Annotated in this window: 13 protein-coding genes; 4 read left to right on the forward strand and 9 right to left on the reverse strand. The window is 72.7% G+C overall.

Annotated elements, in window-relative coordinates; genetic code table 11:
* Positions 1 to 30: 30 nt before the first annotated feature.
* The 7 genes from ACTWPV_RS02760 to ACTWPV_RS02790 are packed head-to-tail and all read right to left on the reverse strand — an operon-like array spanning position 31 to position 7,835.
* On the reverse strand, positions 31 to 2,790 hold the full coding sequence (locus ACTWPV_RS02760) for an AAA family ATPase (RefSeq protein WP_443150450.1): 2,760 nt from the start codon (positions 2,788 to 2,790) through the stop codon (positions 31 to 33).
* Between the two features lie 39 nt (positions 2,791 to 2,829).
* Positions 2,830 to 3,270 (reverse strand): VOC family protein, encoded by a 441-nt coding sequence (locus ACTWPV_RS02765; RefSeq protein ID WP_443150451.1) that lies wholly within the window; start codon positions 3,268 to 3,270, stop codon positions 2,830 to 2,832.
* 58 nt (positions 3,271 to 3,328) lie between these two features.
* Positions 3,329 to 4,318 (reverse strand): branched-chain amino acid ABC transporter permease, encoded by a 990-nt coding sequence (locus ACTWPV_RS02770; protein WP_347641904.1) that lies wholly within the window; start codon positions 4,316 to 4,318, stop codon positions 3,329 to 3,331.
* On the reverse strand, positions 4,315 to 5,175 hold the full coding sequence (locus tag ACTWPV_RS02775) for a branched-chain amino acid ABC transporter permease (RefSeq protein ID WP_347641905.1): 861 nt from the start codon (positions 5,173 to 5,175) through the stop codon (positions 4,315 to 4,317). The genes ACTWPV_RS02770 and ACTWPV_RS02775 overlap by 4 nt, the downstream gene beginning before the upstream one ends.
* Positions 5,176 to 5,223: 48 nt before the next feature.
* A complete protein-coding gene (locus tag ACTWPV_RS02780) occupies positions 5,224 to 5,883 on the reverse strand; it encodes an ABC transporter ATP-binding protein (protein ID WP_347641906.1) in 660 nt (219 codons plus the stop codon).
* Positions 5,880 to 6,635, reverse strand: coding sequence for an ABC transporter ATP-binding protein (locus tag ACTWPV_RS02785; RefSeq protein ID WP_347641907.1), 756 nt, complete (start codon positions 6,633 to 6,635; stop codon positions 5,880 to 5,882). The genes ACTWPV_RS02780 and ACTWPV_RS02785 overlap by 4 nt, the downstream gene beginning before the upstream one ends.
* Positions 6,636 to 6,638: 3 nt before the next feature.
* Positions 6,639 to 7,835, reverse strand: coding sequence for an ABC transporter substrate-binding protein (locus tag ACTWPV_RS02790; protein ID WP_347641908.1), 1,197 nt, complete (start codon positions 7,833 to 7,835; stop codon positions 6,639 to 6,641).
* A 122-nt stretch (positions 7,836 to 7,957) separates the two neighbouring features.
* On the opposite strand from ACTWPV_RS02790, the gene ACTWPV_RS02795 reads away from it, so the two are divergent.
* From ACTWPV_RS02795 to ACTWPV_RS02805, 3 genes are read left to right on the forward strand one after another with little or no spacing between them, the layout of a single operon-like run.
* On the forward strand, positions 7,958 to 8,764 hold the full coding sequence (locus ACTWPV_RS02795) for a PaaX family transcriptional regulator (RefSeq protein WP_347641909.1): 807 nt from the start codon (positions 7,958 to 7,960) through the stop codon (positions 8,762 to 8,764).
* Between the two features lie 51 nt (positions 8,765 to 8,815).
* The gene (locus ACTWPV_RS02800; RefSeq protein ID WP_443150452.1) at positions 8,816 to 10,321 is read left to right on the forward strand and encodes an acyl-CoA synthetase; all 1,506 of its coding nucleotides are present in this window, start codon (positions 8,816 to 8,818) and stop codon (positions 10,319 to 10,321) included.
* Positions 10,322 to 10,327: 6 nt separating this feature from the next.
* Positions 10,328 to 11,440, forward strand: coding sequence for a 5-methyltetrahydropteroyltriglutamate--homocysteine S-methyltransferase (locus ACTWPV_RS02805; RefSeq protein ID WP_443150453.1), 1,113 nt, complete (start codon positions 10,328 to 10,330; stop codon positions 11,438 to 11,440).
* A 3-nt stretch (positions 11,441 to 11,443) separates the two neighbouring features.
* Here ACTWPV_RS02805 and ACTWPV_RS02810 read toward each other — a convergent pair whose 3' ends face one another.
* Positions 11,444 to 12,526, reverse strand: a complete 1,083-nt coding sequence (locus tag ACTWPV_RS02810) for a Gfo/Idh/MocA family protein (RefSeq protein ID WP_443150454.1) — start codon at positions 12,524 to 12,526, stop codon at positions 11,444 to 11,446.
* 70 nt (positions 12,527 to 12,596) lie between these two features.
* On the opposite strand from ACTWPV_RS02810, the gene ACTWPV_RS02815 reads away from it, so the two are divergent.
* Positions 12,597 to 13,724 carry an ROK family transcriptional regulator gene (locus tag ACTWPV_RS02815; RefSeq protein WP_443150455.1) on the forward strand — a complete coding sequence of 376 codons (1,128 nt, stop codon included), beginning with the start codon at positions 12,597 to 12,599 and terminating at the stop codon, positions 13,722 to 13,724.
* A 32-nt stretch (positions 13,725 to 13,756) separates the two neighbouring features.
* Here ACTWPV_RS02815 and ACTWPV_RS02820 read toward each other — a convergent pair whose 3' ends face one another.
* The gene (locus ACTWPV_RS02820; RefSeq protein WP_443150456.1) at positions 13,757 to 14,407 is read right to left on the reverse strand and encodes a hypothetical protein; all 651 of its coding nucleotides are present in this window, start codon (positions 14,405 to 14,407) and stop codon (positions 13,757 to 13,759) included.
* Positions 14,408 to 14,511: the final 104 nt, after the last annotated feature.

Here is a 14,511-nt window from a genome sequence, read left to right on the forward strand (position 1 = left end):
CCGTGCATCGGTGAAATCACCGGTCTCCGATCAGGACATGAGGCGTACCAGTTCGACGCGGGAGCGGACGCCGAGCCGGTCGAAGATGTTCCTGAGGTGGTGCTCGACGGTGCGCCTGCTCAGGAAGAGCCGCTCGGCCACCTCCTTGTTGGTGGCGCCCTCGGCGACCATGCGCGCGATCCGCAACTGCTGCGCCGTGAGCTGCCGCGTGGTGTCCGGCCGGGTGAGGCGTACCGGGTCGCCGGACGCGCGCAGCTCGGTCCTGGCCTGTTCCGTCCACAGGCGGGCGCCGTGGCGTTCGAACGTCTCCAGCGCCGCGTGCAGGTGGTTCCTGGCGGCGCCCGGGCGGCGGTCGCGGCGCAGCGCGCTGCCGTACAGCAGGCGGGTGCGTGCCGACTCGAACTCGCACACTCCCTGCCCGTGCAGGTCGAGCGCCTCGCGGAACAGCTCGTCCGCCTCGCCGGGCGCGGCGAGCAGCGCCCGGCAGCGGGCCACGAGCGCGCGCAGGTCGGGGCTGCGGGTGCTGCCGACCCAGCGTTCGAGTACGCGCAGCGCGGCGGCGGCCCGTTCGCGGTCGCCGGTGCGCGCGGACGCCTCGATGAAGTGCGGCGTGGCCATGACGCGGATCACGACGTGGTTGTTACGCCGATCGGCGCGCAGCCGGGCGGCGGCGCCGGCGGGGCGGCCGGCGGCCAGATCGAGGCAGGCCAGCGCCCAGGTGCCGATGGCGCCCGCGATGCCCAGCTCGTGGGCGTCGGCCAGCTCGATCGCGGCGTCGGCACGCACCCGGCAGGTCTCCCTGTCGCCTTCGACGGCCGCCGTCATCGCCAGCCAGGCCAGGTGCTGGGCCGCCGTGTTGAGCTGGCCGGTGTCCTGGGCGAGACGCAGCCCCTCGGCCGCGGTCGTCGCGACGGAGGCGTACCTGCCCATCCAGATCTCCGGATAGATCATGTACTCGAGCAGCTGCGGCACGGCGGAGGCGGCGCCGCGCACCCGGGCGGCCTCGACCGCGCGGGCCGACAGGCGGTGCGCGGTGGCGTCCTCGCCGAGCAGCAGGCTCGCCACGCACGCCCACACGAGCACCGCCGGATCGCGGACGGAGCCGGCCAGCTCGACCACCCGCCGCAGCGGCCCTGCGGCCTCCTGGTGCGAGCCGCTGAACGTGGAGGCCATGCCCGCCAGATACTCGAACATGAGCTGGGCCGGGGCGGCGTCGTCGGGGCGGCGCAGCGCGGCGGCCTGGCGGGCGATCGCGATGAACGCCCGGTTGTCGCCCGCCCGGTAGCTGGCGTCGGCGGCCCTGACGAGCGCGCGCACGCCCAGCGTGCGGTGGCTGGTCAGCAGGCGGGCCGCGGCGGCCAGCAGTTCCTCGCGGGCGCTTCCGGTCTCGCCGCGCAGCAGTTCCAGGCTGCCGTGCAGGAGCTGTACGCGGCCGCGTACCTCGTCGGGCGCGGTGAGCGAGCGGAGCCTGGCCAGCAGCGCGCGGGCGACCTGGGGCCGTCCCGCGATCCACGCGTGCCTGGCGGCGGCGGCCAGCCGCTCGGCCTTGGCCGGACCGTGCCCGGTGAGCTCGGCGGCGCGTTCGAGCGCGAGGTACGGCTCCGGCCCGCAGGGACGGCCGTCACCTGGTGGCCGGGCCTCCAGCGCCGCCGCGGCCAACTCGCCGGCCAGCCGTTCCGTGTCCCGTCCTGCCGGTTCGTCGAGCGTGCAGGCCCGGTGCCAGGTCCCCCGCAGCCGGACTTCGGGAGTCTCCGCGTGCTGCTCCTCCAGCAGCGTCGCCAGTACGCGGTGGGCGTGGCGGCGGCGGGCGAGCGGAGCACTGTGGTAGGCGACCGCGCGTACCGCCGGATCGTCGAAGTCGTAACGGTCACCTGCCGTGTGCAGGAGGCCCGCGCGTTCGGCAGGTTCCAGCGAGGTGAGCGCGCAGCCGGGGCGGGCGGCGCGGATCAGGGTCGCCACGTCCAGGCCGGGATCGGCGGCGATCAGCAGCAGGAGCCGCCGGGTGTCCTCGGGCAGGGCGGCGAGCCGGCCCGCGTGCTCGTGCCACAGCCGCCCGCCACGGGGGAGCGCGGTGGGCGGGACGGCCAGGCCCGCGCAGTGGTCCGGGGTGAGGCCGCCGATCAGCTCAGCCAGCGCGAGGGGGTTGCCGCGGGCGATCTGGTCGAGCGCCGCCAGCAGGTCGCCGGCGATCCTGCCGGGCGCCAGGTCGTCGGCCAGCTCCCGCACGGCCACCTCGTCCAGCCCGCCCAGCACGCGGACCGGCACGCCGTCCATCCCCTCCGCTCTCGTGGTGAACAGCAGCGCCACCGGCTCGTGCGACACCCGCCTCGCCACGAAGGCGAGCACCTCCCGGCTGGCCGGGTCCACCAGATGCGCGTCGTCCACGCAGGCCAGGACCGGCCGCCGGGTCGCCACCGCCGACAGCAGGCCGAGGACGGCGGCGGGCAGGGCGAGCCCGGCCTGCGTCCCGGACTCCATGGCCTCCGCCAGGGCTCGCCCTTGCGCCTGCGGCAGCGCCGCGGCGTGCGCGGCGACCGGGCGCAACAGACCGTGCAGCCCCGCGTACGGGAGGCGCGACTCCGGCTCGACGCCCGCGACCCGCAGCACGCGGAAGTCGCGGGCGGCGTGCGCGGCGGCCAGGTCGAGCAGCGCCGTCTTGCCCATTCCCGGCGCTCCCACCAGCAGCAACGCCCCGCCGGAACCCGAGCGGGCGCCGTCCAGTAACCGGAGCAGGGCACGTTCCTCCTCGCCGCGACCGCGCAACACGGGAACGGGTGCGATATTGGACATGTCGTCCAGTGTCGCCCGGGGGCGACGGGAGAGAAAGCCTCAGGCGATGGTGGGCACGGGGTCCTGGCCGAAGATCCATGGCGCGAACACGACCATCCACCCGTCAGGGTCGGCGTACGCGACGGCGCCCCGCTCGGCCCAGTAGGGGTTGTCCAGCGGCGCGGGCCGGTGCCCCAGGCCGGCCAGCCGCTCGACGACGGCCGCCACCGCCTCGTGGCCGGACAGGTAGAGCACCAGCTGGTTCTCCGTGGACGGGGCCGGGATCTCGGGTGTCTCGCCGTGCTGCGTGAGCTCGAGGTGGACGGGTGTCCCGGGCAGTCCGAAGACGGCTCCGTCGTAACCGGTGTGCCCCCGCCACGAGGCGATCACCGGGAGCTGGAGCACGTCCCGGTAGAAGACCAGGCAGTCCTCGAAGCGGGCTGTCGGCCGGGCGAAGCGGACCGCCCCCACCGGCAGGCACTCCGGCCACTCGTGCGGCATGTCACACCCTTCCTCGACGTGTCGCGGGCCACCCTACCGACGGCCGGCCCGGCGCGCGTCAGCGGCTCTCCACGGGAGTGCTTCGCCGCTTCCCCTGCAGCCGGCCGGCGACGGCGGGCAGGAGGCCCTGGGGGAGGAACAGGACGACCACGATGAGGACGAGGGCGTAGACAGCGTACGAGAGCACGCTCGGCGCGTACGTCGGCATGCCGGGCAGCGCGCCCAGGGTGTTCAGCACCTGCAGGAGCAGCGTGATCGCGCTCGCTCCGACGACGGCGCCCCAGATCGTGCCGAGCCCGCCGACGACGGCCATGACGATGTACTGGATGGAGATGAGCACGGGGAACGATCCCGGCGCCACGTAGCCGGTGTAGAAGCAGTAGATGCCGCCCGCCAGCCCGGCGAAGGCCGCCGACAGCGCGAACACGACCAGCTTGTAGCGCCCGACCGGGATCCCCGAGGAGGCGGCCGCGGTCTCGCTGGTGGCCAGGGCGCGCAGGGCGCGGCCCGGCCGCGAGGTGATGACGTTGTGCGTCACGAGCATCACCAGGGCCACCCCCGCCCAGGTCAGGTACGCGTACGTGGCCGCGTCCGCCGCCTCGAACGACCCGACGGAGAACGGCGGGATGGCCTGCAACCCGATGTCGCCGCCGGTGAACTCGAGCTGGCCGGCCAGCGAGAGCAGGATGAGCTGCATGGCCAGCGTCGCGAAGGCCAGATGGTGTCCGCGCAGCCGCAGCAGCGGCGTGCCGATCACGAGCGCCGACAGCGCGGCGACCACGGGTGCGGCGACGAGCCCCGCGAGGGGTGGCACGCCGTTCAGGGCGAGCAGGGCGGCGGTGTAGGCGCCGATGGCGTAGAAGGCGCCCTGGCCGAGCGAGACCTGCCCGGCGTACCCCATGAGCAGCGACACCCCGACCGTGACCATGGCGGCCAGGCCGAGCAGGATGTACACGGCCAGCGCGCTGTCGTCGAGCACCGCGGGGAGGGCGAGCGTGACGGCGGCGATCAGGAGCCCGGCACCGGTTCTCAGCGGCAGCCTGATCATGTGGACTCCAGGGAGATGGCCGAGCGGCGGCTGGCTTGGACGATCATGACGACGAGCATGAGCCCCAGCGCCACCTCCAGCTGGTGGGAGCCGTAGCCGTAGCCGGCGGCCATGGTCTCGGCCACGCCGAGCACCAGCGCGCCGATGAGCGTGATGACGGGCCGGGTGAGCGCGCCGAAGACGGCGGCGGCGAAGCCGTTCACGATGAGCGTGACGTCGGTGTCGAACGAGATGGGCCGCAGCGGCGTCACCAGCACCCCGGCGATGCCGCCGAGCAGCCCGCCGAGCGCGAAGGCCAGCAGCCCCATCTTCCTGACGTCGATGCCGACCACGCGGGCCGCGTACGGGTTGGAGGCGCAGGCCGTCAGCGCCTTGCCCAGGTAGGTGCGGCCAAAGAAGAGCGCGAGCAGCACGAACGTGGCGGCGGTCACGCCGATGACGAGCAGGTGCTGGGTCTGGATGCGCGCGCCCGCCAGGGTCACGGAGCCGGCCAGGCCGGGCGCCGAGCGGGGCTGGTCGCCCCACAGGATGATCTCGACGGCGTAGGCGAGCACGCCGACGCCCAGCGTGACGATGAGCGCCGACAGCGGCGTGGTGCCGCGCTTGCCGATGGCGGCCAGCCCGGTCAGCAGGCCCGCGACCGCCGCGGCCAGCACGGCGGCCAGCTCGCTCAGTCCGTGCGGGAACCCGAGCCCGAGCAGCGAGGACGTGCACAGCCCCGCGACGACGGCGAACGTGCCCTGCGCGAAGTTGACCACACCGGTGACCCGGTGGATGGCGACCAGGCCGCTGCCGATGAGCGCGATCGCGCACCCGACCGCCAGGCCGTTCAGGAGATAGGTGAGGAAGGCGCTCATGCGGCCGCCTCCCGGCGCGTTCTCATGTGACCGCCTTTCCGGGTGCGCTCATGTGATGGCCCCTCCCAGGTACGCGCTGGCCACGCGCGGGTCGTCGGCCAGCACCGCGCACTCGCCCTCGGTCACCAGCCGCCCCGACTCCAGCACGTACGCCCGCCGGCACAGCTCGAACGCCAGCCGCGCGTTCTGCTCGATGAGCAGCACGGTCAGCCCCTGCTCGGTGTTGAGCGCGGCGAGGTGCGCGGCCAGGTCGGCGGTCACGTTGGGGGCCAGGCCCAGGGAGAGCTCGTCCACGACGAGCACGTCGGGCCGCGACATCATGGCCCGCCCGAAGGCCACCATCTGCTGCTCTCCGCCGGACAGCACGCCCGCCCGCCGGCCGGCGAGCTCGGCGAGCCGGGGCAGCAGGCCGTAGACGAGGGACGGGTCGCGCTGCCCGGAGCGCCAGCCGCCGAGCGCGAGGTTGTCGGCCACGGTCAGGTCGGGGAAGAGCTGGCGGCCCTCGGGGATGAGCGCGACCCGGCCGCCGGCCTCCACGGTGCCGGAGGAGGGTTTGAGCAGGCCGGCGAGGGTGTTGGCGAGCGTCGACTTGCCGGCGCCGTTCGGGCCGAGCAGGGCGACCATCTCGCCGCGCCGCACGGTGAGGGTGAGGTGTTCGAGCGCGGTCGCGGTGCCGTACGAGACCACCAGGTCCTTGACGTCGATCATGAGGCCTGTCCGAGGTAGGCGGCGAGCACCAGCGGGTCGGCCCGCACCTCGGCGGGGGTGCCTTCGGCGATGACCTGCCCGAGGTCGAGCACCACGACGCGGTCGGCGAGCCGGGTCACGAAGGCCACGTCGTGCTCGATGAGCAGGATGGTCAGGCCGCTCGCCCGCAGTTCCTCGATCAGCGCCGCGAGGCGTTCGCGCTCGTTGCCGCGCAGGCCGGACGCGGGCTCGTCGAGCAGCAGCAGCTTCGGTTCGGCGCACAGGGCGCGGGCGAGTTGCAGCGCCCGCTGCTGGCCGATGGGCAGCAGGTCGGCGGGGCGGTCGGCCCATTCGGCCAGGCCCACGCGTTCGAGGGCGTGCGAGGCCTCGGCGGCGATCTCCAGCTCGTCGCGCCGGTGCCGCGGCAGCCGCAGCGCGGCCGAGACGAACCCCGCCCGGGTGCGCCCGTGCAGCCCCACCATGACGTTCTCCCTGACCGTCATGCCGCGGAAGACCCGGGCGGCCTGGAAGACGATGGACATGCCGAGCCTGGCCCGCCGGTGCGCCGCGAGCCGGTCGACGCGGTGCCCGAGGAACGAGATGCGGCCGTGCTCGGCCGCCAGATGGCCGGTGATCAGGTTGAACAGCGTGGACTTGCCGGCTCCGTTCGGGCCGATGACGCCGCAGACTTCGCCGTCCGCGACGCTCAGCGAGACGTCGCGGACGGCGTAGACGCCCCCGAAGGATCGGGACACCCCGGTGACCTCCAGCACGCGCTACCCCGCCGCGGCGACGGTCTTGGCGAGCTCGTCCTTGGCCCATTCGGTGGGGACGAACTGGCCGTTCTTCACCGTGTTGACCGAGATGAAGTCGGGGGAGAGCCCGGAGTGATCGGTGGGGGAGTACTGGAAACGGCCGTTCGGCGTGATCAGGTCCATGGTCTCCAAAGCCTGCTGGATCTTGGTCTTGTCGGTGCTGTTCGCCTTCCTCACCGCCTCGAACAGCAGCAGGCTCGCGCTGTATCCGTCCTGCGCGAACTGCGGCGGCGGGTAACCGTGCTTCTGCTCGTACGGCGTGGCCATCTGCTCGATGACCTGTTTCTGCTTGCCGTCGGGCAGGTGCTCGCCGACCACGCCGATGGCGCTCTGCACGGTCATGCCCTCCGCGGCGTCGCCCATCGGCTCCAGCCACAGCTTGCTGGCCTGCGAAGCGGTGAGGAACAGCGGCGTCTTGAGCCCGGAGGCCACGTACTGCTTGGCGGCGGTCACGCCGGGCGCGCCCGAGCCCCAGAAGACGAGCGCCTCGGCCTTCGAGTCGCGCACGTGCTGGAACAGCGGACTGAAGTCGGAGGTCGTGGTCTCGTACGACTCGTCGACGGCGATCGTCACGCCGTACTTGGGGGCGAGCTCGACCATCGCCTCGTGTCCCGAGACCGAATAGGCGCTCTTGGAGTCCCAGGCGACGGCTACCGTCTTGATGCCCTCGGCCTGGATGTACTGCAGGTAGCGCTCGGCGTACATGCTGGACAGGGCCGGGGTGACGAAGATGTACGGCTTGATCGGCTCGACCTGCTCCTGGGTGGGCGCCAGCGACAGGTACGGCATCTTGTCGCGCTGCGCGAGCGGCTCGATCGCGAGCGCCGAGTTGGAGAACACCGGGCCGATCAGGGCGTCGATCTCGCCCTTGATCTGGTTGTAGGCCACGATGCCCTGGTCGGGCGCGGTCTTGTCGTCCCGGGTGACCAGCTCGACGGTGCGGCCGAGCAGCCCGCCCTGCGCGTTGACCTGCTCGACCGCCAGCTCGACGGCCTTCTTGTCCTCGCTGCCGAGCGGGGTGTAGTTGCCGGTCAGGGAGACGATGAGGCCCACCTTGATCGGATCTTGCGCGCCTGGTCCGTCACCGCCGCCGCCGCTGCCGCCGCACGCGGCGACGGCGAGCACGAGGACGGCCAGGGACGGGAGCAACCTGCGCATCAGGACCTCCGTGCCAACTGCGTGAGGCGGCTCGGTCTCTAGGGAGCCGTCGCGTGTGGCCTGAATGTAGGCAGGTACATTACGGCTGTCAATAGATTGCCGAATATCTGAGGAGGGCTGCCATGCGGCCTCAATCGGTGATTCTCACCTTTCTTGGAGATCACGTATACGGTCGCGGGGTCTGCGTCGCGTCGAGAAGTTTCATCGAGGCGTTCGCCAGGGTGGGGATCTCGGAGGAGGCCACGCGCTCGACGCTGACCCGGATGGTCCGCCGCGGCCTGCTGCGCCGGCGCCGCGCGGGCCGCCGCATGTACTTCGGCCTCACCCCGACCAGCGCCGAGGTGCTCAGGGACGGCGAGCGGCGCATCTGGCACAGCGGCGTGGTCAACGACGCGGGCGACGACCGCTGGACGCTGATCGGCTTCTCGCTGCCCGAGTCGTGGCAGCGGCAGCGGCACGAGCTGCGCTCGCGGCTGATCTGGGCCGGGTTCGGGCCGCTGCAGAACGGGCTCTGGATCGCGCCCGGCGAGGTGGATCCCGCCCAGGTGGTCGAGGATCTCGGCGCGAACGTGAAGGTCTTCCGCGCCGAGCCGAGGCGCCCGACCGACATGCACACCCTGGTACGCGAGGCGTACGACCTGGAGGGCCTGGGCGATCGTTACCGGGAGTTCCTGAGCCGCTGGGACCGGGCCGATCCCGCGCCGGAGGCGCCCGACGACCTCGCCCGCTCCCTGATGCTGCTCACCGGCTGGCTGCAGATCATCAGGGCCGATCCGCGGCTACCGCTGCGCTACCTGCCGACCGACTGGCCCGCGGAGAAGGCCCAGCGGGTCTGCCACTCGCTGCACGAGCGGTTCAGGCCCGAGGCGGTGGCGGTCGCGGACGGGCTCCTCGACACGGTCGCCGACGAAAGTTGGGCAGAACGGTGACAGCGATCGCGATCTGGCCTAGCTTGAGGGCTTGAGCGTCAAGGAGTGCCGATGCGGAATCAGGGGACAGGCTCGTGGCCGGCACGCAGGGCGCGCATGACGCCCGAGCGGGTGGCGCTGAGCTACCGCGGGCGCGACCACACCTATCGTGACCTGCGCGATCGTTCGTACCGGCTGGCTTCGGCACTGGCCGGTCTCGACGTGGGGCGCGGCGACCGGGTGGCCTTCCTGGGGGCCAACCAGCCCTCGATGGTGGAGACGTTCTTCGCCGCCGGGCTGCTCGGCGCGGTGTTCGTCCCGCTCAACACCCGGCTGGCCACGCCGGAGCTGCGCTACATCATCGAGGACGCCGGCGCCCGGATCGTCGTGCTGGGCGAGGGGCAGGACGGCGCGGACCTCCCCGGCGGGCACGTCCGGCCGGACACGTACGAGGAGTTCCTGCGGAGCGGGTCGGCCGAACCCGTCGACGAGCCCGTGGGACAGGACGACGTGTGCCTGATCATGTACACGTCGGGCACGACCGGCCGCCCCAAGGGCGCCATGCTCACCCACGGCAACCTCACGTGGAACACCGTCAACCTGCTCGTCGACGTGCCGCTCGCGCACGACGAGGTGACGCTGGTCAGCGCCCCCATGTTCCACATCGCGGCGCTGGCGCAGACGCTGATCCCGACCCTGCTCAAGGGCGGCAGGGCGATCCTGGAGCCGTCGTTCGACGTGGAGCGCACGTTCAACCTGATCGAGTCGGAGCGGGTCACGGTGATGTTCGGGGTGCCGTCGATGTTCGGCTTCCTCGCGAGCTCGCCGCGCTGGGCGAGGGCCGACCTGTCGAGCCTGCGCCACCTGCTGTGCGGCGGCGCGCCGGTGCCCGAGCCGCTGATCAGGACCTACCAGGAGCGGGGGCTGACGTTCCTGCAGGGTTACGGGATGACCGAGACGGCGCCCGGCGCCCTCTTCCTGGGGACCGAGCACTCGATCGCCAAGGCGGGCACGGCCGGGGTGCCGTGTTTCTTCTCGGACGTCCGCCTGGTCGCGCCCGACGGCTCCACGGCGGCGCCGGGCGAGCCGGGCGAGGTGTACGTCCAGGGCCCGAACGTGATGCCCGGCTACTGGGGGCGGCCGGAGGAGAGCGCGAAGGTGCTCTCGCCCGACGGCTGGTTCCGCTCAGGAGACGTCGGCGTCGCCGACGAGGACGGCTACGTACGCATCTCCGACCGGCTCAAGGACGTCATCATCTCCGGCGGCGAGAACGTCTACCCCGCCGAGGTGGAGAGCGTCCTTCACGGTCACGAGGCGGTCGCCGAGTGCGCGGTGATCGGCGTGCCCGACGACAGGTGGGGGGAGGTCGGCAAGGCCCTGGTCGTGACGCGGCCGGGCGCGAAGGCGGACCCCGCCGAGCTGCTGGCGCACCTGGACGGGCGGCTGGCCCGCTTCAAGATCCCGAAATATCTGGAAATCGTTGCCGAACTGCCCAAGAACGCGGCGGGCAAGCTGCTCAAAGCACCGCTCCGCACGCTCTACGGGGGCCCCGACCACGGCCTCCATCCGAGGAGATGATCAGCAGTGCGCACCACACCCCCGTTCCGCGCCGACCACGTCGGCAGCCTCCTGCGCCCGCCCGCGCTGCTCCGCGCCCGCGAGAGCCTCACCGGCGACGCGCTGCGCGAGGCCGAGGACGAGGCCATCAGAGAGGTGGTACGCCGCCAGGAGGAGACCGGGCTGCGGAGCGCGACCGACGGTGAGTTCAGGCGGGCCTCCTGGCACATGGACTTCATCTACCAGCTCGGCGGCATCGGCCAGGCCTCCGACGAGCACATCACGGTTCGCTTCCACAACGAGCAGGGCGACATCGAGTTCACCCCGGCGGCGCTGCGCGTCCACGACCGGATCAAGCTGAACGAGCCCGTCTTCGCCGACGACTTCGCCTTCCTGCGCGACACGCTCGCCGTCCGCGGCGCCGGCGTCGTGCCCAAGCTGACCATCCCCTCGCCCAGCATGGTCCACTACCGGGGCGGGCCCGCGGCCATCGACCCCGCGGTCTATCCCGACGTGGAGGAGTTCTGGCGGGACCTCAGCGCCGCCTACGCCGAGCAGGTGCGCAGGATCGGCGCTCTGGGCTGCACCTACCTGCAGTTCGACGACACCAGCCTGGCCTACCTCAACGACCCGGCCCAGCGGGCGGAGCTGGCCTCGCGCGGCGACGACGCCGACCACATGCACCTGCGCTACATCCGGCAGATCAACGCCGCGCTCGCCGGCAAGCCCGACGGCATGACGATCACGACGCACATGTGCCGCGGCAACTTCCGTTCCTCCTGGGCGGCGGAAGGAGGATACGACTTCGTCGCCGAGGCGCTGTTCGGCGAGCTGAAGGTGGACGGGTTCTTCCTGGAGTACGACGACGAGCGGTCGGGCGGGTTCGAGCCGCTGCGGTTCGTGCCGCCGGGCAAGATGGTGGTGCTCGGGCTCGTCACCACCAAGTCGGGCGAGCTGGAGTCGAAGGACACGCTCAAGCGGCGCATCGACGAGGCCGCGAAGTTCGTCGACCTCGACCAGCTCTGCCTGTCGCCGCAGTGCGGGTTCTCCTCCACCGTCGAGGGCAACCAGCTCACGGCCGACCAGCAGTTCGCCAAGCTCGCCCTGATCGTGGAGACCGCCCAGGAGATCTGGGGCTGAGCGTCAGGATCCCTGGAGGGTCACGACCGTGCCCGTGAGGCGGGCCTGCTCCGCGGTCCACACCACGCGGTGCGTCATCAGGCTCTCGGCCGCGTCCGACCGGAGCAGGGTGGCGTCACCCGTGGCCACGGCGGCGAGGAAGGCGTCGGTGAGCCCCTCGTCGCCGCCCCCGTGCCCGTCGCCCGCCGACGGCCCCTCCGCGCCGCCGGCGGCGACGAGCTCCTCGGCGCCCGTACGGAAGTCGACCACGCGCAGCACGCCGCCGTCGCCGTCGACGTATCCGTGGGTGCCGAACAGCCGCGTGCGCCGGTGCTCCATGGGGGTGAACGCGCTCATCGTGAACGAGCACGTCGCCCCGTCGCCGAACTCCATCACGACCTCCTGGTGGTCCACGACGTCGTTGTCGCACGCGTACACGCAGCGTCCGTACGGGCCGGTGCGCAGCGCCTCCAGCACGTCCTCCTCGGTGCGGCCTGGGGTGACGGCCGACAGCGGCCAGAACTCGCTCGACGGATCGCCAAGGCAGCCCAGGTAGAGCCGGGGCGCCGAGTACGGGCACGACGGCTCCACCGGGCAGTCGAGGCACCGGTCGGCAGCCCCTGCGGGCCGGTCGCCGGCGTGGAAGTGCGACAGGGAGCCGAACGACGAGACCCGCGCGGGCTGCCTTTCGAAGAGGTGCACCAGCCAGTCGATGTCGTGGCACGCCTTGGCCAGCAACATCGGCGCCGAGGTGTCCTGCCGCCGCCAGTGACCGCGGACGAACGAGTGCGCCTGGTGCCACCAGCCCACGGGCTCCAGGTGCTGGACGCTGACGAGTCGCCCGATCCTGCCCTCGTCCACCAGCTCCTTCACCAGGCGCGTGTACGGCGTGTACCGCAGCACGTGGCAGACGGCGAGCAGGATGCCGTTGCGCCGGGCCGCGTCGGCGATCCTGGCCGCCTCCGGCTCGCTCGTGGCCATCGGCTTCTCCAGGAGAATGTGGTAACCGAGGTCCGCCAGCGTCACCACCCGCCCGGCGCCCGTGACGTGCGAGCGGCGCGCGTAGGTCAGCCCTCGCAGGCCGCCGCCGACGACGGCTAGAGTCACCTCAGCATGGGAGAAATATCATGGAAAGCATCATTATTCGGTCTGGGAAAGCTGACAGCAAGGGGGACCGATGGCCGGCGAACTGAGCGGTGGTGACCTGTCGCGGCTCAGGCAGCTCAACGCGCTCGCCGTGATCAAGACGCTGCAGGGCGGGCCGTCGCTCACGCTCACCGAGGTCGCCAAGCGCACGGGCCTGTCGCGCGCGTCCACCGAGGACGTCGTCCGCGAGCTGCTGAACAAGGGCTGGGTCGCCGAGGCGGGCGCCACCGCGGGGGGTGTGGGCCGCCCGGCCAGGCGCTACCGCTTCCGGGCCGAGGCGGGGCGGGCGCTCGGCCTCGACATCGGCGGCCACAAGATCCGCGCGGTCGTCGCCGACCTGGACGGCGCCGTGCTGCACAGCGCCCGCGTGCCCGTCACGCCCGAGATGGGACGGGTCGAGCGGCTGGAGGCGGTTGACCGGGCCGCGGCGGAATGCCTGGAAGGGGCGGGCCTGGCCGGTGGCGACGTGTGGGCCTCGGGCGTCGGCACGACCGGCCTGGTCGACGGCGCGGGCCGGGTGCTGCTCTCGGAGGCGCTGCCCGAGTGGACCGGCGTCGACCTGGCCGCGCACGTGCGCGGGCTGGCCCCCGGCCCCGTGCTGGTGGAGAACGACAGCAAGCTCGCCGCGCTCGCCGAGTGCTGGCGCGGCGTGGCCCGCTACGCCAAGGACATGGTGTTCCTGCTGGCCGGGCTCCGCACCGGCACGGGCCTGGTCATCGACGGGAAGCTGCACAGGGGCTTCGCCAACGCCTCGGGCGAGATCGGCGCGCTGCCGGTGCTCGGGTGGATCCGGGCGCAGGAACATCTGAGCGCCGCGAGCGGCGAGGCGGGCGACGTGTTCGCCGCCGCGCGGGCCGGCGACAAGGCCGCCGCCGCGGCCGTCCGCCGCTACGTCAAGGACCTGGCGCTCGGCGCCTCCGCGCTGGTGCTGGCGCTCGATCCGCAGATGGTCGTGGTCGGCGGTGGCTTCTCGCGCTCGGCCGACGTGCTCATCGAGCCGCTCAGGCGCGAGCTCGACCGCTGGTGCATCCGCACGCCCGAGGTGCGTATGTCGGCGCTCGGCGACGAGGGAGTGGTGCTCGGCGCCGTACGCCTGGCGCTCGACGACGTCGAGGACCGCGTGCTCGACGGCCGCACCGCGCTCGTGAGCCAGCTGTAACACAGCGGCACCGCGCTGCGAATATCGATATGTCAGATGTGGTCCGGCTTCCAGGCGGTCAAATCGTATTTCGTCGCTATTGAGCGCCACATTTCGGAAAAGCGGACTTTCGCCGCCTGTGCGTCTTCGGATCTGTCGATGCCGCGGCGGAAGTCGCGGTCGCCGGCGGTGGAGCCCGTACAATTTCCGCCGCTCTGCCGCCGCGCCCAGGCGAGGAACGCCGCGTCGGCTTCGTACGAGGCGCTGAGCGCGTCGACGAGGGCGTCCTTGAGCTCCGTGCCGCCCTCGAGCGCCGTCACATCCAGCGCGCGGGCGTCGGTGAGCTGCCCGCGCCGGCGGTCGGTGATGTCCTGGATGGTGTCGCGCCCGCGCCGCTCGCACCTCCGCGCGCGCTCGATCGCCTCGGAGAGGCTGGTACGTGCGGAGCTGCTGCTGGACAGCAGGTCGTTCACGGCTCCGGCCTGCTGCTCCGCCGCCGCGCCCGGCGAGGGGGTGAGGTCGGGCGGCGGCCAGGCGGAGGGAGTCTCGCCGGCGGCCGGCGGGAGCGCGTCGCCCGCGGGCTCGGACGCCCCGGTCTGTCCCGCGCCGGCGGTCTCGGCGGGCGCCGGGGCGCGGCCGGCGACGGCCCACCAGCTCACGGCGGCCACCAGACCTGCGGCGGCCAGGCCGGTGAGCAGGGGCATCCGCCGCCAGAGCGGTGCCCGCCGCCGCGGACGGTAAGGCCCGGGGCGGTGCGTGCCCGGCGAGGGTGTAGCGGGGGAGGAGAGCCGGGCCCGGCAGCGCGGGC

The sequence above is a fragment of the Nonomuraea sp. KM88 genome (assembly GCF_052245635.1).
GTDB lineage: Bacteria > Actinomycetota > Actinomycetes > Streptosporangiales > Streptosporangiaceae > Nonomuraea.

Excerpts from the sequence above, each read along its gene's own strand:
- ACTWPV_RS02760 (WP_443150450.1), bottom strand. The coding sequence starts at position 2,790 with ATGTCCAATATCGCACCCGTTCCCGTGTTGCGCGGTCGCGGCGAGGAG.
- ACTWPV_RS02765 (WP_443150451.1), bottom strand. The coding sequence starts at position 3,270 with ATGCCGCACGAGTGGCCGGAGTGCCTGCCGGTGGGGGCGGTCCGCTTC.
- ACTWPV_RS02770 (WP_347641904.1), bottom strand. The coding sequence starts at position 4,318 with ATGATCAGGCTGCCGCTGAGAACCGGTGCCGGGCTCCTGATCGCCGCC.
- ACTWPV_RS02775 (WP_347641905.1), bottom strand. The coding sequence starts at position 5,175 with ATGAGCGCCTTCCTCACCTATCTCCTGAACGGCCTGGCGGTCGGGTGC.
- ACTWPV_RS02780 (WP_347641906.1), bottom strand. The coding sequence starts at position 5,883 with ATGATCGACGTCAAGGACCTGGTGGTCTCGTACGGCACCGCGACCGCG.
- ACTWPV_RS02790 (WP_347641908.1), bottom strand. The coding sequence starts at position 7,835 with ATGCGCAGGTTGCTCCCGTCCCTGGCCGTCCTCGTGCTCGCCGTCGCC.
- ACTWPV_RS02795 (WP_347641909.1), top strand. The coding sequence starts at position 7,958 with ATGCGGCCTCAATCGGTGATTCTCACCTTTCTTGGAGATCACGTATAC.
- ACTWPV_RS02800 (WP_443150452.1), top strand. The coding sequence starts at position 8,816 with ATGCGGAATCAGGGGACAGGCTCGTGGCCGGCACGCAGGGCGCGCATG.
- ACTWPV_RS02815 (WP_443150455.1), top strand. The coding sequence starts at position 12,597 with ATGGCCGGCGAACTGAGCGGTGGTGACCTGTCGCGGCTCAGGCAGCTC.
- ACTWPV_RS02820 (WP_443150456.1), bottom strand. The coding sequence starts at position 14,407 with ATGCCCCTGCTCACCGGCCTGGCCGCCGCAGGTCTGGTGGCCGCCGTG.